The 24,084-nt window shown below is 40.6% G+C and carries 22 protein-coding genes and 1 riboswitch; of the genes, 11 read left to right on the top strand and 11 right to left on the bottom strand.

The window, feature by feature from the left end:
* Positions 1-23: 23 nt before the first annotated feature.
* Positions 24-1,001, top strand: coding sequence for a bile acid:sodium symporter family protein (locus NYE63_RS02690; RefSeq protein ID WP_342603973.1), 978 nt, complete (start codon positions 24-26; stop codon positions 999-1,001).
* 296 nt (positions 1,002-1,297) lie between these two features.
* Positions 1,298-2,554, top strand: coding sequence for a DUF445 domain-containing protein (locus NYE63_RS02685; RefSeq protein WP_342603972.1), 1,257 nt, complete (start codon positions 1,298-1,300; stop codon positions 2,552-2,554).
* Between the two features lie 234 nt (positions 2,555-2,788).
* Here the strand turns inward: NYE63_RS02685 and NYE63_RS02680 are convergent, their stop codons facing one another.
* The 7 genes from NYE63_RS02680 to NYE63_RS02650 all read right to left on the bottom strand — a co-directional run bounded on the left by NYE63_RS02680 (position 2,789) and on the right by NYE63_RS02650 (position 8,987).
* Positions 2,789-2,974, bottom strand: a complete 186-nt coding sequence (locus NYE63_RS02680) for a hypothetical protein (protein WP_342603971.1) — start codon at positions 2,972-2,974, stop codon at positions 2,789-2,791.
* 617 nt (positions 2,975-3,591) lie between these two features.
* Positions 3,592-4,026 carry a hypothetical protein gene (locus NYE63_RS02675; RefSeq protein WP_342603970.1) on the bottom strand — a complete coding sequence of 145 codons (435 nt, stop codon included), beginning with the start codon at positions 4,024-4,026 and terminating at the stop codon, positions 3,592-3,594.
* A 359-nt stretch (positions 4,027-4,385) separates the two neighbouring features.
* Entirely contained in the window at positions 4,386-4,613 is a 228-nt protein-coding gene (locus NYE63_RS02670) for a hypothetical protein (RefSeq protein WP_141992725.1), read from the bottom strand.
* Position 4,614: 1 nt separating this feature from the next.
* Positions 4,615-6,636: a T7SS effector LXG polymorphic toxin gene (locus tag NYE63_RS02665; protein WP_342603969.1), complete on the bottom strand. Its 2,022-nt coding sequence runs from the start codon at positions 6,634-6,636 to the stop codon at positions 4,615-4,617.
* On the bottom strand, positions 6,633-6,923 hold the full coding sequence (locus NYE63_RS02660) for a YwqI/YxiC family protein (RefSeq protein WP_342603968.1): 291 nt from the start codon (positions 6,921-6,923) through the stop codon (positions 6,633-6,635). The genes NYE63_RS02665 and NYE63_RS02660 overlap by 4 nt, the downstream gene beginning before the upstream one ends.
* Positions 6,923-7,348, bottom strand: a complete 426-nt coding sequence (locus tag NYE63_RS02655; protein ID WP_230160192.1) for a DUF5082 family protein — start codon at positions 7,346-7,348, stop codon at positions 6,923-6,925. The genes NYE63_RS02660 and NYE63_RS02655 overlap by 1 nt, the downstream gene beginning before the upstream one ends.
* A 235-nt stretch (positions 7,349-7,583) precedes the next feature.
* Positions 7,584-8,987, bottom strand: a complete 1,404-nt coding sequence (locus NYE63_RS02650) for a M28 family peptidase (protein WP_342603967.1) — start codon at positions 8,985-8,987, stop codon at positions 7,584-7,586.
* A 271-nt stretch (positions 8,988-9,258) separates the two neighbouring features.
* Between NYE63_RS02650 and NYE63_RS02645 the strand changes: the two genes are divergently transcribed.
* The 3 genes from NYE63_RS02645 to NYE63_RS02635 are packed head-to-tail and all read left to right on the top strand — an operon-like array spanning position 9,259 to position 13,471.
* Positions 9,259-10,407, top strand: coding sequence for an iron-containing alcohol dehydrogenase (locus tag NYE63_RS02645; RefSeq protein WP_342603966.1), 1,149 nt, complete (start codon positions 9,259-9,261; stop codon positions 10,405-10,407).
* Between the two features lie 12 nt (positions 10,408-10,419).
* On the top strand, positions 10,420-12,036 hold the full coding sequence (locus NYE63_RS02640) for an ATP-binding protein (RefSeq protein WP_342603965.1): 1,617 nt from the start codon (positions 10,420-10,422) through the stop codon (positions 12,034-12,036).
* 4 nt (positions 12,037-12,040) lie between these two features.
* Positions 12,041-13,471 (top strand): sigma-54 dependent transcriptional regulator, encoded by a 1,431-nt coding sequence (locus tag NYE63_RS02635; protein ID WP_342603964.1) that lies wholly within the window; start codon positions 12,041-12,043, stop codon positions 13,469-13,471.
* A gap of 42 nt (positions 13,472-13,513) precedes the next feature.
* Here the strand turns inward: NYE63_RS02635 and adhP are convergent, their stop codons facing one another.
* The gene (gene adhP, locus NYE63_RS02630) at positions 13,514-14,527 is read right to left on the bottom strand and encodes an alcohol dehydrogenase AdhP (protein WP_342605667.1); all 1,014 of its coding nucleotides are present in this window, start codon (positions 14,525-14,527) and stop codon (positions 13,514-13,516) included.
* A gap of 277 nt (positions 14,528-14,804) precedes the next feature.
* Between adhP and NYE63_RS02625 the strand changes: the two genes are divergently transcribed.
* Positions 14,805-15,101 carry a DUF3892 domain-containing protein gene (locus NYE63_RS02625; RefSeq protein ID WP_098370398.1) on the top strand — a complete coding sequence of 99 codons (297 nt, stop codon included), beginning with the start codon at positions 14,805-14,807 and terminating at the stop codon, positions 15,099-15,101.
* A gap of 78 nt (positions 15,102-15,179) precedes the next feature.
* Here NYE63_RS02625 and NYE63_RS02620 read toward each other — a convergent pair whose 3' ends face one another.
* The gene (locus NYE63_RS02620) at positions 15,180-15,992 is read right to left on the bottom strand and encodes a hypothetical protein (RefSeq protein ID WP_342603963.1); all 813 of its coding nucleotides are present in this window, start codon (positions 15,990-15,992) and stop codon (positions 15,180-15,182) included.
* Positions 15,993-16,136: 144 nt separating this feature from the next.
* Positions 16,137-16,658, bottom strand: a complete 522-nt coding sequence (locus NYE63_RS02615; protein WP_342603962.1) for a YbaK/EbsC family protein — start codon at positions 16,656-16,658, stop codon at positions 16,137-16,139.
* A 170-nt stretch (positions 16,659-16,828) separates the two neighbouring features.
* A riboswitch (PreQ1 riboswitch) is annotated at positions 16,829-16,873 on the top strand.
* A 6-nt stretch (positions 16,874-16,879) separates the two neighbouring features.
* On the opposite strand from NYE63_RS02615, the gene NYE63_RS02610 reads away from it, so the two are divergent.
* From NYE63_RS02610 to NYE63_RS02600, 3 genes are all read left to right on the top strand, one after another.
* The gene (locus tag NYE63_RS02610) at positions 16,880-17,365 is read left to right on the top strand and encodes a QueT transporter family protein (protein WP_251432138.1); all 486 of its coding nucleotides are present in this window, start codon (positions 16,880-16,882) and stop codon (positions 17,363-17,365) included.
* Between the two features lie 122 nt (positions 17,366-17,487).
* A complete protein-coding gene (locus tag NYE63_RS02605; protein ID WP_342603961.1) occupies positions 17,488-18,144 on the top strand; it encodes a VTT domain-containing protein in 657 nt (218 codons plus the stop codon).
* 115 nt (positions 18,145-18,259) lie between these two features.
* Positions 18,260-19,891 (top strand): PAS domain S-box protein, encoded by a 1,632-nt coding sequence (locus NYE63_RS02600; RefSeq protein ID WP_342603960.1) that lies wholly within the window; start codon positions 18,260-18,262, stop codon positions 19,889-19,891.
* A 53-nt stretch (positions 19,892-19,944) separates the two neighbouring features.
* On the opposite strand, the gene NYE63_RS02595 is transcribed toward NYE63_RS02600, so the two are convergent.
* Positions 19,945-21,432 (bottom strand): cadherin-like beta sandwich domain-containing protein, encoded by a 1,488-nt coding sequence (locus tag NYE63_RS02595; RefSeq protein WP_342603959.1) that lies wholly within the window; start codon positions 21,430-21,432, stop codon positions 19,945-19,947.
* A 318-nt stretch (positions 21,433-21,750) separates the two neighbouring features.
* Here NYE63_RS02595 and NYE63_RS02590 point away from each other — a divergent pair, with 318 nt between their 5' ends.
* A complete protein-coding gene (locus NYE63_RS02590) occupies positions 21,751-23,385 on the top strand; it encodes a copper resistance protein CopC (protein WP_342603958.1) in 1,635 nt (544 codons plus the stop codon).
* 18 nt (positions 23,386-23,403) lie between these two features.
* Positions 23,404-24,066, top strand: a complete 663-nt coding sequence (locus NYE63_RS02585) for a DUF1775 domain-containing protein (protein ID WP_342603957.1) — start codon at positions 23,404-23,406, stop codon at positions 24,064-24,066.
* Positions 24,067-24,084 lie beyond the last annotated feature (18 nt).

Genomic DNA, 24,084 nt, shown 5'->3' with positions numbered 1-24,084 from the left:
TTTAAAACATCTAGGAGGTCACAATGGGTTTAGTAGAGAAAATCAGCGGATTTGCTGGTAAAACGTTTACCTTATGGGTCATTATATTTGCAGTTATTGCGTATATCTCACCTAATCATTTTATATGGATAGGAGACTATATTGTTCCATTATTAGGAATTGTCATGTTTGGCATGGGACTTACTTTATCAGCAGCGGATTTTAAAGAAGTTTTCCGACGTCCGAAAGAAGTTGCATTAGGGGTAGCAGGACATTTTATCATTATGCCATTATTGGCATTTGTATTAGCAATAGGGTTCGATTTGCCGAAAGAAGTGGCTGTTGGTGTTATTTTGGTAGGATGTTGCCCTAGTGGAACAGCTTCAAATGTCATGGTGTTTCTTGCGAGAGGGAATGTTGCGCTTGCAGTTGCCATTGCTTCTGTTTCCACTATTCTAGCGCCTATCGTAACTCCCCTGCTTATTCTGCTCTTGGCAAGTAAATGGGTCAATATCAGTATTGGGTCTTTATTCATTTCCATCATTCAAGTGGTGATTATCCCACTGATGCTTGGATTCATTGTTAAAAAGTTTTTCGGTAAACAGGCAGAGGCTGGTGCAAAGGCTTTACCTCTAGTATCTGTCATTTCTATCGTTCTGATCGTATCAGCCGTAGTAGCTGGCAGCCAAGCTCAGCTGGCTAAAACAGGTTTGCTTATTTTTGCAGTAGTCGTTCTTCATAATGTTCTTGGTTTTTTACTCGGCTTTTTCTTTGCTCGTTTATGCGGGATGGATTTAGCAAAACAGAAAGCTGTTGCAATGGAGGTTGGTATGCAGAACTCTGGTTTAGGTGTAGCTATAGCAACAGCACATTTCTCACCTTTAGCCGCTGTACCTAGTGCCATTTTCAGTGTTTGGCATAATATATCAGGTTCCGTTCTAGCCTATATCTTCAGTCGTATGAAAGATAAGAAAAATGTAGGGACCGTTAAAAATAATTCGATAAAAACAGACGCATCATAATATGTTGGTGATGAACCAAAAACTCTTTTCATTAAATGAATAAAAAAAAGCCGATTGAATAAATCGGCTTTTTTTTATTGTGAATCAACCATCCGCATCTTTGAAATTCAAAGGAAAATATCAATGATTGTGGTCTTAAAAAGTGATTTTCCCATTCCCCAATAAATGAACTTACTGCCTTTGTTGGGAGTATTTTTTTGAACTACCTGCTATACTACTAGATAAAAGTAAAACATTAAACAAATAGATGATTCGTTAATAGTAACTGAATTTCATTTTAAGGATGAGAGAATATAATGTCACCAAAAATAAAATCGTCAAGAAAAATAGCTAGATATTCACTAATTATCATGGGGGCGGGTTATATTGCAACCACTCCATTTCAAGGTTCATTGCCGCTAGATTTATTACATGGAGGGTTTGAGGCTGGTTTAGTTGGCGGATTGGCAGATTGGTTTGCAGTCACTGCATTATTCCGCCATCCGCTTGGATTGCCAATCCCCCATACAGCGCTTTTGCCCAACAATCGTAAAAGAATGACAAATGCACTTGTTTCGATGTTAAAAAACGACTGGCTTTCTAAGGAAAGTATTCAGGACAAAGTAAAACATATTCCTTTTACAGAAAAATTAATCCCTATTTTATTAAAAGAGATACAAAGTGATACTTTTAGAAAAGTCCTGATTAAACTTATCAAGCAAATGATCGGTTATATAGATATTGAAAAGATTACACCTTTCGTTGCAAAAAAAATTAAAGCATCACTTTCTAACATAGACATGAGTAAAATTCTACATTTAGTAAGTTCACAGTTACTTAACGAAGAGTTTGATAAGAAGGCTTTGGATCATGTTTTGAAAAAAGCTGAAGATTGGTTAAGAAAAAAACAAACCAGTCACCGACTTGGCACGGTTTCCATGGATGTACTCAGTAAGATTGAACTGGAAGGTATGCTTCAGTTTGCCGTTAAATCCATTCAAAGCCTACTTAACGAAGAGAAACTTGGGAATATCATACAAAACCTGTTATTAAGTGTCGTAAATAATTTACAAAACGAGGACGAACCAAATAGAGAGGCTTTAATCTTATATATCAGGAAAGAGATACAAGGCATTAACCATAACAGGGAACTGTTAGAAGGAGTTGAAAAATGGAAAAATCAACTTCTGACAAAATGGGAGCCAGAAGCAACAATTATGGGAAGTCTTAAACAAATTCAACAAGAAGCATTGGATTTCGTCGAAGATGAACATTTCATGGATACTTATCTGAATCCAATGATTCATCACATACTAGACAATATTAAAGAAAATAGCACCCACATCGATCATTGGATACAGAAACAAATTACTGTTCTCATTGAAAATAATCATACGCAGATCGGCAATCTTGTACAAGAAAATTTAGATAAGCTAGACAATGAAACGCTGATTGATATGATGGAAAATGGTGTAGGAAAAGACTTGCAATGGATTCGTGTGAACGGAGCGGTCTGTGGTTTTATAATAGGGCTTATCCTAACAGGTGCACAGGCTCTGCTTAAGCTGTTATAATTCAGGCACCTTCGGCCGGTTTGGTAACGGCAGTATACTGCAGCTACCAAATCAACTGGTGCTGAGTCGTTTTTCTGAAAATGAAGAGGTAAACAAAAGGCCAGCCAAGGTTTTCATGAAACACCTCAGCTAGCCTTTCCTTTTTCATATTCACGTGTTTGCAGCAATAGACTTAGATAACAGGTACAAAATATTAATCAAAGCCCCACTTAAAGGGGCTTCAATTAACTAAGGTTAGAATTGCTGATCACTAAGCCAGCCATCAATATGATCTAAATTAAAAATTTGAAAATTATCGATGGGTCTGAGATGGGGTATCTTTTTATTTAATATTAGATCATTGATTTCCTCTTCGGTAATTGGATAATTTACCGACTCAAGGTAAATTATTAAACCTTTTATACCATATGCTTTCCTCATTTAATCACCTCCCACCAATTTCTCCTTATTACACATAAAGAAAACTTAGTGCTAGAAATTAAATGAAAGACCGCTTAATACTTTATACCCGATGTTGAAAAAAATAATCGCTTGATTGCTTCCTTAAAGAACTGATTCAAACATTCGTATATTTAAGCCACTCAAGGTTTCATTTTATTCTAGTGAAATACGGATTTCCTTTTCGATAATCTTAACTATGTTACCACGGCAGGCAATGGTTTTGGTGCTTTTGGATGAGTAGTCTGGTATTCAAATCAATATGATTACCACTAATAATTCTACTTTCCTGTTTTCCCCTTCGTTATCATATATAAAAATTTGAAAATTCGATCCTCGTTACCTCTTTCGATAATTGAAGAATTTTGTTTTTCTTCCAATAACAATATTGAGTTCTTGTAAATCTACCCCTAACTCTTTTATCTTATTTTCATATTCACTTCGTGTCATTTTACCAACCTCCTTTATTTAAGTAATATCCCTGATACTCTCCAGGGCTTTCACGTTAATTGGAGTATTATTTCAATTCATTAAAAAACCTCGAATGGCTTTGGCCACTCAAGGTTTTATTTTATTCTAGCAACATTCGGTTTCCTGTGTCATTTTTTATAACTGATCCAGATCTCTACTTGTCCACTTTTCTTATCTTCAAATGAAGTGACTTCTCCCCAAGCTCTATTATAAATTAATGAGTCTCCTTTTTTAATATCTGGTTTTCCTAATATCTCTTCTACCCATTTATCATGTATCTCTTTCTTTTTTTTAGCTTTATAATTAGCCCAATTATTGTAAGTATTTTTCAAACTTTCATCAGCATTGTCGAGTTCAATACGAGAAACTTTACCATTCTGAAAGTTAACTACAATCCAAAAATAAATTCCATCTAACATAATTGCGTCCTTAAAAACAAACATATTATTCGATATATCGCTTGATAGTAGTTCATTTTGAAATTTTATACAAAAATCCTGTTTATTTGTATTGCCATTAAGTATGTTTCCTTTCAATAAAATATCACCTGTTAATCCATTCAAATTAAAAACCTCATTTTCATTTAATAGAATTCATTATTTTACTATATTCTTCAAAGGAGATTTCAGAATTATAGTTTTACCTTTAGATGAGAAAGCTTCTTTTTTCTTTTGCAGTTTAAAAAGGGTACGGGGTTCAAGCTCACAATATTAATATAGAGCGGATAGGTGAATAAATGTTCCAACCCGAATCTATCTATGATTAGCCAGGTTTTAAAGTCACGACTCTGAATTGCCATAATTGTATTTACTACAAATCCTTAGTATTTTTGAACAGACGAAAGGTGAGCCTACAATACTGTATGCCCACCTTATCTAATTTTTCTTTTTCATTTAATTTTCTATTTTAATGCTAAATCCTATTAATTCAGAAGTTCCAAAATTGTTTTATAAAAATAATCACATGCCTCATCTTCTGAGTCAAATTTCTTTAATTGTGATTTCACACCACGTTCACTATAATAAACTTCCCAAATATTATCTTCTTTATTTAAGCAAAATGCCTCATTAGGTAATCCCCCATTTAAGTTATATAAATCTTTTGGAACATTAGCATTAATTAACATTTGTTGTAATTCTTCTTTTTTCATACTACTTTCCTACCCTTCCAATTATTCCTTGCTCTATAAAATTTTTTACTGATTGGTTGAGTTCATACTGAACACCCATACCTGGTTCATCAAACCATGGAGCAATTTTCCCGGCCTGCACTTCTATAGGTTTCTTCACAACATAGAGTTTATAAGGTTTTAAATATGTTTCAGGAGCTAATGCACGCATTTCATAGGGAACACCATACGGTGAAACAAAAGTTCCACCCTCATAACCAAATCTATCAATAATTGTGCCAGGCTTTAATATCATGGGTTCGGGTTCACCTAATACGCCACGGTTAGGGGGCCAAATAATTTCACCCTCGGGAGTATAATATTCGGGTTTAGATTTGACAAGCTCATAATTTCCACCATTAATAATTGGTTTTGGATAATTAACCTCTATACGTCTCTCTCTATCCAGCGCCTTCCACTCTTCCCTTGACATTGTTCTTTCACCAGGTTCTGGTCTGTAACCTCTAGTTTCAAGACCTTTATCTGTACCCTTAGGAATACTCTCCCCTGAAACACCCTCTACTTTGCTATCCTTAACCGTAAATTTCTGATAGGCTTCCTTAATTGTCTGCTTTTCCATCATAACTTGGCGAAGGGTTGGTCCTCCTGCAAGGGATACTTGTTCCATACTTATCCGTTTAGGGATTTCTTTTTTACCTAGTTCTTCACCTATATTTTTTAACGTGGCTTTTCCAGATCTCGCTATGTCTGTTATTGTAGCTTTTGCATACTGAACCTGCTTTTGCGCAAATTCCTTACTGTAAGGGACGAACTTTGTACCACTTGCTACTTTATCAGCGACTTTAGCCGCACCTGCCACACCGCCGATTCCGAGTGCCATCAACAGACCGTTCTGGCGCTGTTCCTCGGTTAGCTGGTTGCCGAACATGTCTTTGCCAGTGGCCGCTTCGCCGAGGCCGTTGGCGGCGAGGAGTCCGTATATTCCGTATTCGGTTTTCTGGAGGAGGCTAAAGCCTTTTGTCGTTTTATAGGCATCGAGCGCGTGATTAGCTGCGTTAAGTCCTTTGGCCGTTTTGTAGATGGCGCTGCCGCCTTTGATGGCCCGGCCGGCCCAGCCGACGACGGGGATGAATCCAGCTGCTGCCATGGCGCCGGCGGCGATTCGTTCGGCATCGGACAGCTTGCGGCCCGTTACTGGATCGACTCCGGTTGAGGCCCTGATTGAATCATAATATCCCGTGAATTCCCCTGTAAAGGTTTTTGTCGTATCCCAGGCTTTTTCATACCATGGGCGGTTTTCAAGTTCTTCCATTTCGCGTTCGATTTTCCGGGCTTCGGCTTGTTCCTTTTTGAAGGTCTGATAGTCTTTCATCTGACCGGCGACTTCATCCCTTACTTGATAGACGTCACTATTCTTAAATGCCGATTGATTGAATGTCATCGGCGAAACGTTGCTGTCCTGTTTGGTGGCATCAAGCAAGGCACGAAAGAGGCCAACGGCCACGTTTTCCTGTCCGACGGACACATCATATTCCTGGACCAATTGCCGATCGACATTCTCGACCTTTGTCACGGTGTCATCCAGTCTATGCCCGGCCAGCGTGATTTTTTCATTAAAATCCTTTTGGTCGAACATATCCAGAGGAAGGATATCGTCAATACTGTTCAGGATTCTTTGGAGATCGTTCGCTTGTTCATCGACAAGCGACTTCGCTTGGTTAATGCCGTTCGACACTTCGCTATCTAAAAAGGGAACCTCGACCACCGTATTTCCGGAGAGGTCCGCCTCTGCCAGACTGGCCGGAATGCCTTCCAAAAAACTGATCTGGGTAGTGAATAGTTCCATCCAGGCGTCGGCCACCTCGATTTGCGCTTCATAGAAGCTTTTGATGGCGGCGGCACCGGCCCCTTGAAACTCATTATCCAGGCCGACGATGCCCTGAAATTCCTTTTTCAGGGCTGTGACTTCCTTCTTTAGTTCTTCATATTGCTTGGCCCGCGACTTGGTTGCGGCCGTCAATGTCTTGGCTTCATATATTTTCATCGCGTAGGATACCCATGTGAAGACGTATGGGTGATGGCTTCATCCTGTTCTTTTAATAAGTCAATGTTGGCACGGGTATCTTCCACATTTTTCTGGACGATTTTGATATATTGCTCGAAGACCTTCTCCAGGTTCGTTTCCCGGTCGATCCATTTCGAGGTGAATTCCAATTTATTGCTGCCAAGCTCGCCTGCCGGCAAATTTCCAAGCGTGACTGTACCAAGTGCCGTCTTCACCTGATCGACTTGCTTCATTACGGCAGGATGATTCAGTTTGATTGTCGTCATTAAAACAACCACCCTTTTAAGTATGATATTTTGCTTTCCAATTGATCTATGACGGCTTCTCCTTTACCTAAAAGAACATCCGCTTCATGTGCTATGGTACCTGCTGCACTCAGAGCCTTTTTCTCTATATTAAGCATCATGATTTTACCGTCGATTTTCTCTTGATAGTCGTCATAATCATCATGAATGATTGTTGACATTGCCTTGTATGCATCACTGCGGGCATCTTGAAAGTCTTCTGCACGGTTTCCCGTCCAGCTTTTTGCCAAGTCTGGATTTTTAATTTTAGCGATTTCCCCCAGACAAGCATTCTGTTCTTCTTTGATTTTTCTTTTTGCCTGCTCCAAACGATTGATTTTTTCATTCACATCGGACATTTTACTGGAGAGGGCTGAGTGAATTTCACTCAATGAATTTGCATACACTAAAAAAATCACCTCAAACATACTATTCTCATTATGTAGACTGTCATATTTTGCATATTTTTTATTATAAGGATTATAGTCTTAGAGTTAAATAGGGATAAATAAGCTATTTATGCTAGGTATTTAGGGAATTCATCCCATAGGCACGATTTCCAGATTGGACCTTTTACCCCTCGTTTTCCATTTTTAAACACAAAGAGAGGGTGCAGGCTGCACCCTCTAAATATTTACTGCATTATTTGAATTCCTTTTCGTCAAATAAATGCGGAACTTTCACCTTTTTCCCTTTTTTATGATTTAGATCAGGTTTTTTAGCTTCGATTTTAGCTTGGTCATATACAGCGGTGCCGACAATTTCAGCAACATCTTGAAGCTTTTCTTTTGAGATTTTATCAATGGTGTCATCAGGAGTATGATACCAAGGTTCTGATGGACTGTGGATGAATAAAGCAGCGGGTATTCCAGCCTCAGCAAAAGATACATGGTCACTTCTCCCGCCTTTTCCATATGGAGTCGGCTCGCCATTTAGTCTTGTACTTGAAGCCTGGGCCAGCTCGGTTACAAGGTTCATTTCTCCATCGTTGGTCAAAATGACCAAATCCCCGGCATCCCTGCTTCCCACCATATCCAGATTGAAGTTGGCAATGGTCCGCTTGATATCATCATCAGAAAGGTTGTTCACATAATGCTGTGAACCTAGCAATCCATTTTCCTCTGCCCCAAAGGTGACGAAGCGAATTTCCGAATCTGTAGGAAGATTCTTCAAAACACGTGCAAGTTCAAGGGTGACGGATGTTCCAGATGCATCATCATTCGCTCCGGGTGCCCCCGCGACGGAATCATGATGTCCAGTAATATAAATGATATCGCTCTTTGTTGCTTTATTGTTCTTTGTTGCTTTTTTCGTCGCCACTACATTATAAGAGGTTTTTTCTCCGGAATAAGCTCCTTCAATTTTTAATGATGCTGTCAATTTAACTCCGGCATTCAATTTTTCCAGAAGGGCTTCTCCATCCTTTTTGGTTATCGTGACAGATGGAATATACTTGTCATTATCCTCTCCGAGTGTCCCGTTTAATTCCCCATCTGCATTATTGAATAGGATGACTCCCGCTGCCCCTTTTTCTGCTGCATTCAATACTTTCTCTGCAAAAGTGAGGCTCCCTCTTTGTATAAGGGCAATCTTCCCTGAAACGTCGGTTTCCTCTAGTTCTTCTTTCGTTCCTAAACCGGCATATACCACTTCACCGGATAGGTCCCCATTAACTGAATAGGTTAAATGGTTCGCTTGGATTTGCCCATCAAATCCGGCAACGGACAGTTCGACCAGATTTGGGTCTGTATAAGATAAAAAATTGAACTCTTCGATATCGGCTTTATAGCCATAAGATTTGAATTGCTTTTTGATGAACTGGACGGCTTTATACTCAGAATCCGTACCCGCCACCCGAGGTGTTTGTGAGAGGTATTCAATATTCTTGTAGATTTTATCGGCATCGATCCTTTTAATGACTTGCTTATCCGTGGATGGCGCAGATAGCACCGGTGATGAGTGTGGCGTTGCTAAGGCGGTGGTTGTCCCAGCTGTCCCGAGTGTCAATGCCGCGATTAAGGTTACCGTTAGAAATTGTTTTTTCATAGATTGCCTCCCAGTTTAATAGATTCCCCCATAATTTTACAATACATAGAGAATACTAACTAGGTAGGTTTATCCCTATTCATACATGTCTAAAGTAACTAATTTACAAATTAAAGAAATTAACAGGATATTTGACCCACGCCAAAAGTTATCTACCATTCTATATTTTGTCATATTATATAAAAATACCTGGAATCCAAACAGGATTTTCGCTCTTTTTCGGGAAAATAATACAGAAGAGATAGAATTTTTACAGGGAGAAGGCGCAAAAATGTCGATAACTAAATTCGTGATGCCGGAAGTTATTTTTGGAAAAGGTTCGATTGAACAAGCTGGCGAGGCCTGCTTGCGGTTGGGTGCCAAAAAGGCGCTGATAGTCAGCGACTCCGGGGTGGCTAATGCTGGCTGGTTAGATAAAGTCATTAAATCCTGCCAAGATGCAGGCCTTGCTTTTGCTACCTTCATTGAAATGACGACCAATCCGAAGGACAGGGAGATCGAAGCCGGCTGTTTGGCATTTAAAGAACAAGAATGCGATGCCATCATTGGTTTGGGTGGAGGCAGTGCTTTGGATGTCGCCAAAGGGGTAGCCCTTTTAGTAACGAATGGCGGCATCATCAGTGATTATGAAGGTGTTGATAAAGTCCACTCTCCCCTCCCACCCATGGTGATGATCATGACCACTGCAGGGTCGGGTTCGGAAGTATCTCAGTTTTCGGTGATCGTCGATTCATTCCGCGAGAAAAAAATGACGATCATTTCAAAATCACTCGTCCCCGATATTGCAATAGTCGATCCTGGTACCTTAACAACATTGGGACCGGATTTGACCGCAGCTACGGGAATGGATGTTTTAACCCACGCCATTGAATCCTATGTTTCAATCGCTGCGACACCATTGACAGATGTACAAGCTAAAAACGCACTTTCCATCGTTTCCCGCCACTTACGCCCCTCTGTTGCATCCAGGCATAATGAGGAAGCAAAAAAAGCGATGGCGATGGCGAGCCTGCAGGCTGGACTAGCTTTTTCCAATGCAATTTTGGGAGCTGCCCATGCCATTTCACATGCCATAGGCGGCAAGTACCTCCTTCCGCATGGTGAAATCAATGCGATACTCCTTCCCCATGTCATGGATTTCAATCGAATTGCCTCACCAAGGCGATTCAGAGAGATTGCCGACATCATGGGCATCGATACACGGACATTGACCGAGCAGCAAGCAGGAATGGCAGCCATTCACTTCGTAAGGGAATTATCCCAGGATATAGGGGCTCCCAAGTGTTTAAGTGATGTCGGCATTACAAAGGAAATGATAGATCCCATAGGTATGACCGCTCTTGAGGATGCCTGCATGATCACAAATCCTCGTGATATGTCATTAGAACAGATTAACCAGCTGCTTCTTACAGCCCTATAAGAGGTGAAAAGCATGAACAAACTTGAATTGATAGATTTAATGACGGGTGTGAAATCTTCAAAGAAAACGTATTACACGGAACTTAAGAAAACCGTGGATCAGCTGAAGAAGAAGAATATGCAGCTTGAAATTATGAATGACATCACTAAAAATATGAATATGGACATCGACATCCAAGAGATTCTCCGAAATGTTATTACAAAACTTAAGCAGCTCATTACCTTCGATGACAGTCATTTTGTCATATTGTATGAGGAAGAACCTGCCCTGCTTCACATCTGCCCCAATGGTCACTGCGAACTTGAAATGGATTCTAAAAACCTGTTACACCCTTTTCATGATTTCTCGTCTGCCTTGAAAGACAAGCAGCCCATTCAGGTGGAAGTTAAACGGTTACCGGACTTCCCAGAAAAGGAACGTCTATTATCCCTTGAGATTGAATCGCTTCTATTAGTTCCTTTATACGGAAAAAGTAAAAAAATCGGAATTTGGACTTTCGGCAGGAAGAAAAAGAAAACATGGCATAAAGATGAACTGGAATTTCTTGAGCAACTATCCAATCAGCTTGCGTTAACTTTGGAGAATGCCCAGCTTTATAAGGAAGTTCTTCATTCCAAACAGGAGTGGGAGGATACATTCAAAGCAGTTGAAGATATGATCATCGTCTTTGATCACAAAGGAACGGTCTATCAATCCAATGATTCAGCCAGGGACTTTTCCGACCTTGTTCCTTTAATTGAAAAATCCCAAAATCTGATTCAAGATACCTTTTCATTCAATAAGCCAGGATTTCAGGAAATACTCCTTCAGCATGATACCATCTTGGAAATGCATGCTTACCCGATTCAAAATAAAGAGCATCAAGTCTATGGTGTCATTGCTTATTATAAAAATGTCACCGAAAGAAGACAGATGGAAGTCCAGCTATTACATGCCGGTAAACTTGGGGCGATTGGTGAAATGGCAGCTGGGATTGCCCATGAATTGAATAGCCCATTAACGGCCATTCTTGGTAACTCGCAAATTTTATTACGGAAAACTCCACAGGGCAATCCGGATTATATGCTATTGAACGATATTAAGATTTGCGGAGACCGATGCAGGCAAATAGTGAAAAGCTTGCTTACCTTTTCAAGGCAGGATGAGTATAGATTCCACTATTACTCTATTAACGAAGCCATTCACCAGGTTTTGAACCTTTTGAAGTTCCAACTTGGGAAGAAGCAGATCTCCCTCCATCTTACCCTTCAGGAAGACCTTCCTTTCATAAAGGGCAGCCAGCCGCAGATAGAACAGATCATCATCAACTTGCTATTGAATGCCAAGGACGCATTGGATGAGTCCACTCAGAAGGAAAAATCGATTGCGATCACTACCTATTCAGAAAACAAGTTCATGGTGGTTCAGGTGACTGATAACGGAACGGGGATTGAAAAAGAACGCCTGCCCTTCATATTCCATCCCTTTCATACGACTAAAGACCGTGAAAAAGGTACAGGTTTGGGGCTATCTGTAAGCCATGGCATCGCCAAAGACCATGGCGGAAAGATCGACGTTTTGAGCGCACCAGGACAAGGAAGCACTTTTTTCCTGAGGCTTCCCTTCCAAGCAGAAGAGGAAAGGGGATGATAAGGTGATTCATTTACTTGTGGTAGACGATGAGAAAGAGGTTGGGACTTTTCTATCCCGCCTTTTTACGATGAAAGGTTACCTCGTACAAGTTGTGAATAGCGGGAAGGAATTTCATGAGATCGATTGGAATCAGCAGCGTTTTGATGTCGCAATGATAGACCTGAAGCTTCCGGATTGTGATGGACTTTCCCTCCTTCAGCATCTAAAACAACTGCAGCCGCGTTGCAAGGTACTGATCATGACCGGATACAGCACCGTCAAGACTGCTGTTGAAGCAATGAAACTTGGCGCGAGTGATTATATGGAAAAACCCTTTGTGGATATTGAAGTACTGGAAAGGCAGATTGACAACCTATTGAATGAAAATGAAGATTTGAATCAGCATTTCATCCATAAGCTAGCCGAGGATTCAGGACTCATTGTCGGTGAAAGTCCTTTAATGAAGAATTTGATTGAAATGGCCTTCAAGGTGGCCCAAAAATCCGTCAATGTATTAATCGAAGGAGAAACCGGTAGCGGTAAAGAAGTGCTTTCCCGCTTCATCCACATAGCCAGCCCCCGAAACCATGAACCTTTTATCGGCATCAATTGTGGAGCGATCTCTGAATCCCTGCTTGAGAGCGAATTATTCGGTCATGAAAAGGGGGCTTTCACAGGAGCTACCCAACTGCGAAAAGGTTTTTTCGAAATTGCAGGGAACGGGACGCTTTTCCTTGATGAAATCGCAGACGCAAGTCCCGCCATTCAAGTCAAATTGCTTCGAGTTTTGGAAACGCGTGAATTCATGCGGGTCGGCAGCAGCGGGACATTACGGACGAACGCCCGGCTAGTGGCGGCATCCAATGAAAACCTGCAGCAGGCAGTGGATAAGAATAAATTCCGGGAAGACCTATTTTACCGACTGAACGTCGTGACTCTAGATATCCCGCCTTTGCGCAACCGAAAAGAAGATATTCCCTTGCTTGTCCGTCACTTGATGGAGAGAAATGGTCATGGAGATATCTCTTTTTCCAATGAAGCCATTGAAAAATTACAGCAATACAACTGGCCGGGCAACATACGCGAACTATCTAATGTGGTCATGCGCACGCTAACTCTTGCAGACCATAAGTCGGTAATAACCGCCGATGATATCTCTCTATCTAACGGCCAGATCACCCCTGACAAAAACGTGTCCCCTAATGAGATTCAGTCAACTGAAAACCTTCTTGAAGAGTGGCGTAAAAGGCTAGTGGCTGACTTTAATGAGAAGGATGAACTGATGCTTGAAGAAATCCTTACGGAAATCAAACAGCTTCAATCCACAATTGGAAAGGAGCTCGTCATGCAGGCATTGCAAAAAACCTACGGCAACCGGAATGAAGCAGCCAAACGCTTGCAAATATCCATAAGGAAATTACGCTATATATTAAATGAGAAGAACCAGACATAATAAAGAGGAGGATGCCCCGTTCCAGGGCATCCTCCTCTGTTACTATTCTAGCGTCAATACGATGCGTCCGTTGATTTCTCCCTTTTCCATCATTGAAAACACATCATTGATTTCATCGAGTTTCCTCGTCTCTATATTCGTTCTGACTTTACCATCAGCTGCAAATTGAACAGCTTCCTGTAAATCTTTTCTCGTCCCGACGATTGACCCTTTTACAGTTACCCCATTTAACACTGTATCAAAAATCGGGATTGGAAGTTCATCATTTGGCAATCCCACTACGACAAGTGTCCCGCCCCTCTTGACTGAACTATAAGCCTGTTCGAATGCTTTTTTCGTAACCGCTACAGAAATGGATGCCTGTACACCGCCAACTTTATCCTTTATGGCCTGTACAGGATCGGTCTTAAGCCCATTAACCGTGTAATCCGCCCCCAATTCCGTTGCAAGATCAAGCTTATCATCTTGAATATCGACAGCAATTACATTAAAGCCCATCGCTTTCGCGTATTGCAGGGCAACATGTCCCAATCCGCCAATTCCATAAACCGCTACCCAATCACCAGGTTTTGCTTCTGATACCTTAAGCGCTTTATAAGTCGTTACACCTGCACAGAAAATCGGTGAAACCTCCGCAAAGTCAAGACCTTCAGGAACCTTCACCACATATTTGGCAGGTGCTTTACAATATTCCGCATACCCACCGTCCACGGAATATCCTGCATTCAATTGATCCAAGCAAAGCGTTTCCCTTCCAGTCAGACAATATTCACAATCGCCACAGGCCGAATAAAGCCAAGGTATCCCAACACGGTCACCTACTTTCAAGGAAGTTACGCCTTCTGCCACCTTTTCTATAATGCCCACACCCTCATGTCCGGGGATAAGCGGAAGCTTGGGTTTTACCGGCCAGTCACCATGTACCGCATGCAAATCTGTATGACACACGCCACAGGCTTTAATTTTCACTAATATCTCACCATATTCCAATTCTGGGATGGGTACTTCTTTGATCTCAAGTTTTTGGTTAAATTCATTGACGACCGCTGCTTTCATTGTCTTGACCTGTTGTTTTGCATTTACAGTGCTAGCCCCTTGTTTTACATTCATGATTCATATTCCTCCCTTAATCTAGTGGATATTATTTCTTACAACTACTTAAACAAGATGCAAGTGCCGTGCCACTGTAAAAAGACCAAGACGACAGCGTTCACTTAAAAAAAGTGCCGAAAAATCGGCCCATTTGGACGAATTAACGGCTCAAGTTGGACGAAATCCGGTTTGTATATTGCAGAAAAAATAGCTCACCCTATAAATAGGAGGTGTCCAAAACATGGACCAATTTGAAAAAGCCTATGAATCATATAAACAGCAGGGAACACCGCAAGCAAACCAACTTGATGCAGCAGGAAAAGAAGAAATCATCGCCGTAAGGAAAAATGAGGAGGACAATATTATCGCCATCAAGACGAACTCTGGCCGCGAACTCGACTACCCCACTGCCCTTTCGGAAGCCAAAGCAGGAATCTTGGCCAATGTTGACGTCTTTCATAAATATGGACGTGACATATTGCGGAGTGAGCCCGATGGAATAAAAGAAAATAACCTGGATCAACTGCCGGAGTTTTGAGTTTTCGGGGAGACTGCCTGATATGGGCAGTTTTTTTCTGTCTGCGCAAAAAAGGAACCAGCATGATTAGCCGGATCCTTATTTTTCATACTGATAGGATTCAGAGATTTCAAGCAGCCGGCCACAGGACTCGACAACCTCGATGATTTCCATCCAGGACATGTCCAGACCCAGTTCATTAGCATGGGAAATCTTATCCCGTAATTTCCGGATGGCATTCGCATCCTTTTTCCCTTTACTTTTCGAAAGGATTTGGAAGAAACACCTCAATTCTTTATCTTTATGTATGATATCGAATTTATCACTGATTTGTAGGCACTCTATTATATTGATATCCTCATTTTTATCGATTCTTCTTCTATATAATTCAGTTGCCTTTTCTAAACGGTCTTCGCTGATCATTGGATACCAGCTGCCATCGCCGAATCTATCAAGGATGATATCGCTCATCCTCATTTCCAATAAGGTAATATATCCGAATATAAGCATCCTGATCGGAGGCTTTTGAAGGTCGGCATGGGTAATCAACTTTTTAATTGAATTATTCTCTAATACGAACACCCTTGTTTTATTCTTGAAAATATGGAGAAGCTGGATCAAAGGTGTTGAATCCGAAACCATTTCCCTTGGTGAAAAGTTTCTCAAATATTCAGATATGCTTCCTTCACCTAGTTCTTCCCTTTCGATATAACCGATGATTTCCCCTTGATCTTGCACGGCCAATATATCAAAATTCTTTTTTTCCAATGCTTTCTGGATATCCACCGCCAGATCGTTTTTATGGCAACACTCAAGCTCCTGGGCAATGCTCTTAACCGTTATATTTTCTTCATAAAGAGTTTTAAGACTAAGATAGCTGCTATTGCTTTTTCTATGGCTTCCATTTAACACCTTTCAACCTCCGCTCAGGAACACTTTCTGCCCGATTTTCCACTTTAATCATAGACCGATAAAATGCATGCGGTCCCCACAAATAAAGTCCACCCTAGTGGACTCAATCACATTCATGTGAATCTTTTTGGCACCATTAATTAATCAAAAGCCATCAACTGCATTGCCTACCGCCGTTTCCTCATTCCCCTTTTCTTCCCACCCCTTACAAACATCCACCCAATCCTTCGCACCTGAATATTCAAATAATTCAGTGAGTGTAAGTTCTATTGCAGAGTTCGAACTGCCGCATGCCGGGAACAATGACTCAAAGCGCTTCATCGATACATCAAGAAAAACAGCTAAATCGTTTGCCAGACCAAACGGACAAACTCCTCCGATTGCATGGCCGGTCTGCTCAAGCACTTCTTCAGGTGACAGCATTCGTGCCTTGAAACCAAACGTCTGACGAAATTTCTTATTATCCACTTTCGCGTCCCCAGCGGCAACAACCAAAATTGCATTTTCACCTTCCCCCTTAAAGGAAAGAGTCTTAGCAATCCGCGCTGGAATAACACCGATGGTTTCCGCTGCTTCAATCACCGTAGCACTCGATGTTTCGAACTCCATTACATCGCCTTCCCGATTCCATTGTTTAAAATGGCTTTTGACACTCTCGATCGACATAAAATATTCACTCCTTTGAAGTACATATTGAAATAATATCATCCTTCATTGCAATAAATCAAAATCCTATTGGGCTACTTCTCCTGCTCGGAAACTTATAAATTAAAACCATTCTTTACAAATTGACGAAACAAGCTTACATGGGATACTATTAATCTTCGGATAAACGCCTAAACGTGGTTCGTAACCATCCCACGATAAAAAACTAGGGAGAGAGTAAAATGAATGTTCGTACACTCGTGATAAACGGGTTATTGGCTGCCTTATATGTGGCGGTCTCATTGGTGTTTAAACCAATAGCTTTTGAGATGTTCCAATTTCGTGTACCGGAAATGTTGAACCATCTGATTGTATTCAATAAAAAGTATATCTACGGTATCGTCGGCGGAGTCTTCATATCGAATCTGCTCTTTTCTCCGATGGTTCCATATGATTTGATTTTTGGGGTGGGGCAATCTCTGCTCGCCTTATTGCTCGTCATTTTTGTTTCGCGGTTCATAAAAAGCATTAAAGGACGGATGATTGCCACGATTATCTTTTTCACGTTCACAATGTTTTTAATTGCAATTGAACTGAACCTTGCCTTTGGCTTGCCATTCTGGCTAAGCTGGATGACTACAGCTGTCGGTGAGTTCGTTGTCCTCCTGATTGGTGCGCCAATCGTTTATGGAATGAACAAAAGAATTCAGTTTGAAAAGTGGCTTTAAAGGAATCTTCGAGACGTTAACCCACTATAATGGAAAAGAGCTGTCTGCATGATGCGGCAGCTCTTTTTTTTCACCAATGAACTCGAAAATGATAAACTATAAGTAAGAATGGTGGTGGCCCTTTGAAAAAAGTCCTGACCATAATTGGTCTACTGGTAATAGCAATATTTATTTACTCTAATGCAGAGTTGTTCACTTTGGTTTGGAAAAGTGATCTGGATTCTGTCATTGGCATATTGAAGGAAAACCTTTTACTTACATTTATTGTGACATTCGTATTGATGTTTGTACAAAATTCTTTTACAATCATCCCCTTAATTTTACTCCTGACTATCAATGTCACGATATTCGGATTCATATATGGCTATCTATGGAGTTGGTTTACAAGTGTTGTTGCCTCAGGCTTCATTTTTTATGCAACAAGAAACTGGCTTCAGGAGCTTCTCTTAAAGAAGATTGGCGAAAAATGGCAAGAAACTGTTGTGGAGCATGGTTTCATGTACGTTTTTACAGGCAGGATTTTCCCTCTTATCCCAACAAGTTTAATTAACTTGGCAGCTGGAGTCAGCACCGTCACTTTCAAGGATTTTTTATTAGCGACGGCACTAGGCAACCTTATATACTTTTTCTTCCTATCGCTAATCCCATATGGACTTCTATCTGTTGAAATGAACCAATATACGCTAGCTGCTCTCGCACTCCTCTCCTTACTATTCTTCATTATCTATAAGCGTGCAAAAAAGAAGAAGAAGCTAACCTTCTTCAGAAAAAACAGGTGACCTCATTGGCCCCTGTTTTTTTATTTAGGGTTCTGCATATATTTTTTTCCGATAGTTTGTTAAAATGTGTATGTAATTTTACCTTTGAAATGTCTTAAAATCAGGGAGAATCTCCATGTCCAAACGCTCCATCTTAGCAATATATATCCTATCCGGGATTCTTACACTAGTCGTGTTCGACTATTTTTTAACTACAAATATTCATAACAAAGAGGTCTTCATTCAACTTCAAAGAGTGGAAGGCTTTGTTTTCCTTTTATCAATAGGCTTGATCTTATATCTTTATTTAGCTAAAAGGGAAGAATTCAAACAATTAAAAGAAGCGGAACAACGTCGGCGTACACTCATCAATTCAATGGTGGATTTCGTTAACTTCAAGGATGGTGATGGCCGATGGCTTGAATCCAATACCTTCGGGCTGCAATTATTTCAATTGGAGCATGTAGATTATAAGGGAAAAAGAGACAGTGAGCTCGCAGAATACTCCGAATTTTATAAAGAGTCGTTGATCTACTGTGAAGTTTCCGATGAAGAAACGTGGGTAAAAGGGGAAATCACAAGGTGTGAAGAAATCGTCCCTCTTCCTGATGGGAATCACAAGACCTTTGATACGATTAAAGTTCCCCTGTTCAATGAGGATGGTTCACGAAAAGGCTTAGTCGTCATTGGCAGGGATATTTCTGAAAGGGTTGTCGCTGAGAATCAATTATTCGATAGTGAACAACGCTATAAATCATTGTTTGAACACAACCCTTATCCGATGCTGATGCTTGATTTAAACGGAATGATCACGACCGTAAATCCAAGGTTTGAAACAGTAACAGGCTTTCAACAGGAAGAAATACATGGCGCCTCATTCATTAATTTAAACTTTTCAGCAGAAGACGCGGAATTGATCCGTACATCTTGCCAATATGTCAAGGAAAACCAAAAGGGGATCAAAAAAGGGAAAGATATAGAATTCCTGACGAAGTACGGGAAGTCCATCTTACTTTCTTGTACGTTTGTCCCGATGATGGTTGGCGAGGATTTGGTCGGAATCATAACTTATGCTAAAGAAGTCACTCAAATTCGAGAAACCGAAGCACGCTTAAGAAGAACCGAGAAATTATCGATAGTCGGCGAACTTGCCGCAAGTGTAGCCCACGAGGTACGAAACCCTCTGACTTCTTTAAAAGGTTTCGTCCAACTGCTTAAAAAGAGCGACCATCCCTATGAACAATACTACACGATCATGTTAAGTGAATTGGACCGGATCAATCTTATTGTAAGCGAGTTACTCGTTCTGGCAAAACCACAGGAACTTCCATTCAGCAAACATCAAATCATCGACCTGATGAATGATGTCAAAACCTTGTTGAAACCAGAGGCGGACTCGTACCCCACCCAAATATCAATATCTGTTAAAAACGAAATACCGCTTCTATTATGTGAGGGGAACCAATTAAAACAAGTATTCATAAACATGCTCAAGAATTCAATGGAGGCATCCGCCGATCACATTTGGATTGATTTCGAACGCATGAACAATAACCTTTCCATCACAATCAAAGATAATGGAAGCGGAATTGAAAAAAACCGGATAAAGCATCTTGGAGAGCCTTTCTATTCTTCTAAAGAAAAAGGAACCGGATTAGGACTGACAGTCAGTTGCCGAATCATTGAGGCGCATCGGGGAAAGGTCCGCTTTAACAGCGAACTAAACCATGGAACCGAGGTCCAAATCATTCTGCCCATAAAAATATAAATCCAAGGACAAGCCTAAACCTTGTCCTTTTTTTGCAGGATTCAGAACCATTCCTATTTAAACAGGGAGGTGAAGAAATCCTTTATATTCCCAAAGAATGACACGGTCTCAACAGGCTGTTTTCCATTAACCTGGCCTCCTGTATTATTGGATGTATCGCTCACCGTCTTGCCAGCTGTACTCATTTGCGTTGCCTCTACTTCCGCCTCTTTTGTTTTGACATCATCCACTGTTTCTTCTTCATCCATTTCCACATCTATATCCTTTTCGAAAACAAGGACGTAAGTACGGCGCTCCCCATCCTTTGAAACGGTAACGGAAATGGCCGTCTTCGCTTTATCCTTGATCTTCACTTTTTCACTGCTCTCACCGTCATATTCAATCGTCGCTCCGCTGGCATTTGTCGTTGCATACATTTCAATTGAAGACACATCATTTTCGACCTCGATATGATAGGTATGCTCATTAGAATCAAAAGATTTGTTCCATACTCCGGATGATACAGTCAGATTGTTCAAAACTGGTGCATTATTGCCTTCCTCGCCTAAAGAATCTGCTGACGCTTCCTTCACTATAGAATCCGTTTTCGGTTCTTGTGTTGAAATACTTTCAAGTTGCTGTGTTTTCGGTTCTTGTGTTGAAATACTTTCAAGTTGCTTTGCTTTCGGTTCTTGGCTGACACCACTGGTCGGTTTTAGATTATTGGAGGGTTCCGCTGATGTTAAAGATGATTTATTCCCCTTATCGGATGAAGGTTGAGATTTACTTGTTCCTGTTGAAGGCTCCTTTTGTACTTCACCCTCTTTAGGGGCAACTTTCGATTCGGTTTCCTTGGCAGCTGCCCGTGTAATCGTAAGCTTATATGTTTTTTCATCTCCATTTTCTGCTGTAACGATAATCTTCACCGTTGTCTTACCGACTGGAAGGGTAACCTTTACACCGGCACTGGTTGCATCCTTTCCATTCACCTTTACACTTGCGGTACTGTCACTCAATGTCGGTGTTACCGTAACGGACTGGACTTCATTTTCAACAGAAGCATTATAAGCTGTCACTTTAGAATCGAATGTCAATGATCCTTTTGATAATCCAATCGATGTTAAAAGGTTATCATCACTTTCAAGTTTTTCGACCTTGAGAGTATAGGCAACCGTTTCATTTTCCCCATCGCTGACGGTAATTTCAAACGTATTCATGCCAGTTTGAAGAGTTAAATCCTTCACTCTACCATCTGTCATTTTGATACCATTCACGTATATGGCTGCAGTCTCACTAGGACTTCCTGCAAGCAAGGTGATCTTTTCCACATCATTTCCCACTGCTGCACTATAGTCGTGTACATCTTCTGAAAATTTTTGATCCAGTGCTATGCCCTCTATTTCTAGCCTTGAAAGACTATTTACCGTTTGTGCCTCTTCCTGAATGACAGAAGTGCCTTCCTCAGCCCCTGCCACAGGCATATAAGTGGATGTTCCCATCCCCACAAGGGAACCAACCAAGATCACCTTCACACTTTTTTCTTTTAATCCCTTCTTCAGCAAATCCTATCCCTCCTATATTTCCTGCAAACATGATAGGGCCAGGTTACCAAAGGAACCTTAATTATTTCTTAATGGAGTTTATACCAACAGGAGAATACCTATTGATTCTTTCGTCAACAACTTTGTGCAAAGCGGAATTCCAAACCAATATTTATGGCTATAATGTAGGTAGGAAGGCAAATCTAAACTTATTGTGATCACTTTTCTAGCGAACCTTTCAAACTGCCTTTAGATAACTAATTTATTTTCACTGTTTTTTCACATTTTCCTTTTATAATGGGCTTACATGATCTGATGAAAGGATGATGGCACACCAAGATGAAAAAATATTTATGGCTGGTAGTCAGCCTATTCAGTTTGCTTTTATACCCGGCAATGGCTTTTGGTCATGCTACGGTAATAAGCTCTAATCCTAGCCCGAATGAAGCGATGGATACTCTTCCTGAAAAGATCAGCATTCAATTCAGCGAGAATATTCAACCATCTTTCCATTCGCTTGGGGTATACAGCCAAGATGGGGACAAAATTCAAATTCAAGACAGTACAATCTCGGAACAAAGTGAAAAAATACTGGAAGCTAAGTGGAAGGGCACTATCGACGAAGGGATTTACTACATTAAGTGGAGAGTGGTTTCAAGTGATGGGCATCCCATTGAAGGAACCATTCCCTTTCAATTCGGAGATTCAGCGGGCCTTTCAGACCAAGAAAATCCCGAAGTGAATGCAAGTTTTCCGAATTCCATCAATGTTATCCTTCAAAGTCTTCAATACATATGCTTCGCTGCACTTACTGGAATCCTTTTTTTCAGATTATCGTTAATGAAGGATTCTCGACTTTTTGAAGCAAGCAGAAGAACACGTCTATACCTTTGGCTTTCATATGCAGGACTAGCATTTTCTATCTTATTCAATCTGCCTTTAAAAGTTACGATTGACGCTGGCGTAGGTTGGACAGATGCATTTAAATTGAATTTTATAAAAGAAGTATTGAATGCTACAAATTTTGGAACGATCTGGATCATTGAAGTTCTAATATTGCTGCTTCTATTTTTAGTGATTTATTTCATGCTCGAGAACTCCCTGAATAAATCATTGCCTTTCCTTTCTTTCATCATAATGGCAAGCTTGATGATATGTAAGGCTTTAACTGGACATACAGCAGCTGTTCCTAATCAGTTTCTGGCCGTTTTGATGGATTTCCTTCATTTGTTGTCCATGGCTTTATGGCTCGGCGGCATTATGGCCTTATTGGTGATTTTACCTGGGCTTGCTGAACGGCAGGCAGTCCAAGAAGATAAGAAAACATTTTACTGGTCGATCATTCAAAGGTTTTCCAGATGGGCATTTTTGTTTGTAATCATACTGATTGTTAGCGGGATATATAGCAGTTTACAGCATGTTCCGACTGTCCATTCATTGTTCAATACAACATATGGACAATTGTTACTGGCGAAAATCGGCCTCATGTTAGTCATGATCGTTTTAGGAGGCTTTCATTTCCTCAGAGGGAAAAAGCAAACGAAAAAACTTGGTTATAGTGTGGGAATGGAGTTTGGTTTAGGGATCGTCATACTTCTCATTGCAGCTCTATTGACAAATGTCCAAACTGCCATGTCTTCTCCTGGGCCCATTGAAAAGACGTTACGGACTGAAGAAAATAATGAGGTTACATTAATGGTGACTCCTAATGAAGTAGGGGATAACCTGATTCAAGTAAATCTTTCCAATGAAGGCAAGCCAATTGCTGAAATAGAGCAGCTTACAATCACTATGCAGCCATTAGATTCACCACGCGGTGAAATAAAGCTGCAGATGAGGGAGAAAAACACAGGTACATTTTCATCAAAGTCTATAATAACCATGCCAGGAAAGTGGAATATCCATGTTCACGGATTAACTGAAAGCCTGGATTCAATCAATGCTGATTTTATAATTTTGATAGGGAATTCATAACAGGAGGGATTTATTCTAATGAAAAATATTTCAAAGCTAATTATTTTCACATTTGCCGCATTATTCATTTTTTCCGGTTCAGCATATGCTCACGTTACAGTCAAGCCTAGTTCGTCTGCACCTGAGGCGTGGGAAACTTATACACTCAAAGTACCAGTAGAAAAAGAAACTGCCACTACAAAGGTGACTTTAAAAGTACCTGAAGGGGTTACTTTTGAAAGCTATCAGCCTGTACCGGGGTGGAAAGTAACAACAGAAGCTGACAAAGATGGGCATGTAAAAACAGTAACTTGGGCATCAACTGATGAAGGAATAGCTGCTGGACAATTCCAGCAATTCTCTTTCGTAGCACAAAATCCTAAAGAAGAAACGAAAGTTGCCTGGGATGCTTTTCAATATTACGAAGATGGTGAAATTGTTGAATGGAGCGGTGATGAAGGCTCAGACCTACCGCATTCTGTAACGGAGATTACAGTTGCTCCCAAGGCTGATGCAGAACCTGCGGACCATGGTCACAAAGATGAAGCTGACACTAATGATTCCACGGCAACTGACAATTCAAAGGATTCAGCAACAACAGAAGGTGATGGAAATCAAACGCTGATCATCACTCTGGCTGTCATTTCACTAATTCTGTCCATTGTAGCGCTTTTTGCAGCTCTAAGGAAAACTAAAAAATAATCATTAGGAAGGTGCCCC

The sequence above is a fragment of the Peribacillus sp. FSL E2-0159 genome (assembly GCF_038643155.1).
GTDB classification, from domain to species: domain Bacteria; phylum Bacillota; class Bacilli; order Bacillales; family DSM-1321; genus Peribacillus; species Peribacillus simplex.
The sequence above is the reverse complement of the archived record's forward strand: the minus strand, read 5'-3'. Positions and strand labels throughout refer to the sequence as shown.

Bases quoted from the DNA above. Each gene is read 5' to 3' on its own strand.
- NYE63_RS02590 (WP_342603958.1), top strand. From the start codon at position 21,751: ATGAAAAAATATTTATGGCTGGTAGTCAGCCTATTCAGTTTGCTTTTA.
- NYE63_RS02690 (WP_342603973.1), top strand. From the start codon at position 24: ATGGGTTTAGTAGAGAAAATCAGCGGATTTGCTGGTAAAACGTTTACC.
- adhP (WP_342605667.1), bottom strand. From the start codon at position 14,527: ATGAAAGCAGCGGTCGTCAATGAATTTAACCAAAAACTTGAGATCAAA.
- NYE63_RS02615 (WP_342603962.1), bottom strand. From the start codon at position 16,658: ATGTCGATCGAGAGTGTCAAAAGCCATTTTAAACAATGGAATCGGGAA.
- NYE63_RS02645 (WP_342603966.1), top strand. From the start codon at position 9,259: ATGTCGATAACTAAATTCGTGATGCCGGAAGTTATTTTTGGAAAAGGT.
- NYE63_RS02680 (WP_342603971.1), bottom strand. From the start codon at position 2,974: ATGAGGAAAGCATATGGTATAAAAGGTTTAATAATTTACCTTGAGTCG.
- NYE63_RS02660 (WP_342603968.1), bottom strand. From the start codon at position 6,923: ATGACGACAATCAAACTGAATCATCCTGCCGTAATGAAGCAAGTCGAT.
- NYE63_RS02665 (WP_342603969.1), bottom strand. From the start codon at position 6,636: ATGAAAATATATGAAGCCAAGACATTGACGGCCGCAACCAAGTCGCGG.
- NYE63_RS02650 (WP_342603967.1), bottom strand. From the start codon at position 8,987: ATGAAAAAACAATTTCTAACGGTAACCTTAATCGCGGCATTGACACTC.
- NYE63_RS02685 (WP_342603972.1), top strand. From the start codon at position 1,298: ATGTCACCAAAAATAAAATCGTCAAGAAAAATAGCTAGATATTCACTA.
- NYE63_RS02610 (WP_251432138.1), top strand. From the start codon at position 16,880: ATGAATGTTCGTACACTCGTGATAAACGGGTTATTGGCTGCCTTATAT.
- NYE63_RS02625 (WP_098370398.1), top strand. From the start codon at position 14,805: ATGGACCAATTTGAAAAAGCCTATGAATCATATAAACAGCAGGGAACA.
- NYE63_RS02670 (WP_141992725.1), bottom strand. From the start codon at position 4,613: ATGAAAAAAGAAGAATTACAACAAATGTTAATTAATGCTAATGTTCCA.
- NYE63_RS02600 (WP_342603960.1), top strand. From the start codon at position 18,260: ATGTCCAAACGCTCCATCTTAGCAATATATATCCTATCCGGGATTCTT.
- NYE63_RS02585 (WP_342603957.1), top strand. From the start codon at position 23,404: ATGAAAAATATTTCAAAGCTAATTATTTTCACATTTGCCGCATTATTC.
- NYE63_RS02640 (WP_342603965.1), top strand. From the start codon at position 10,420: ATGAACAAACTTGAATTGATAGATTTAATGACGGGTGTGAAATCTTCA.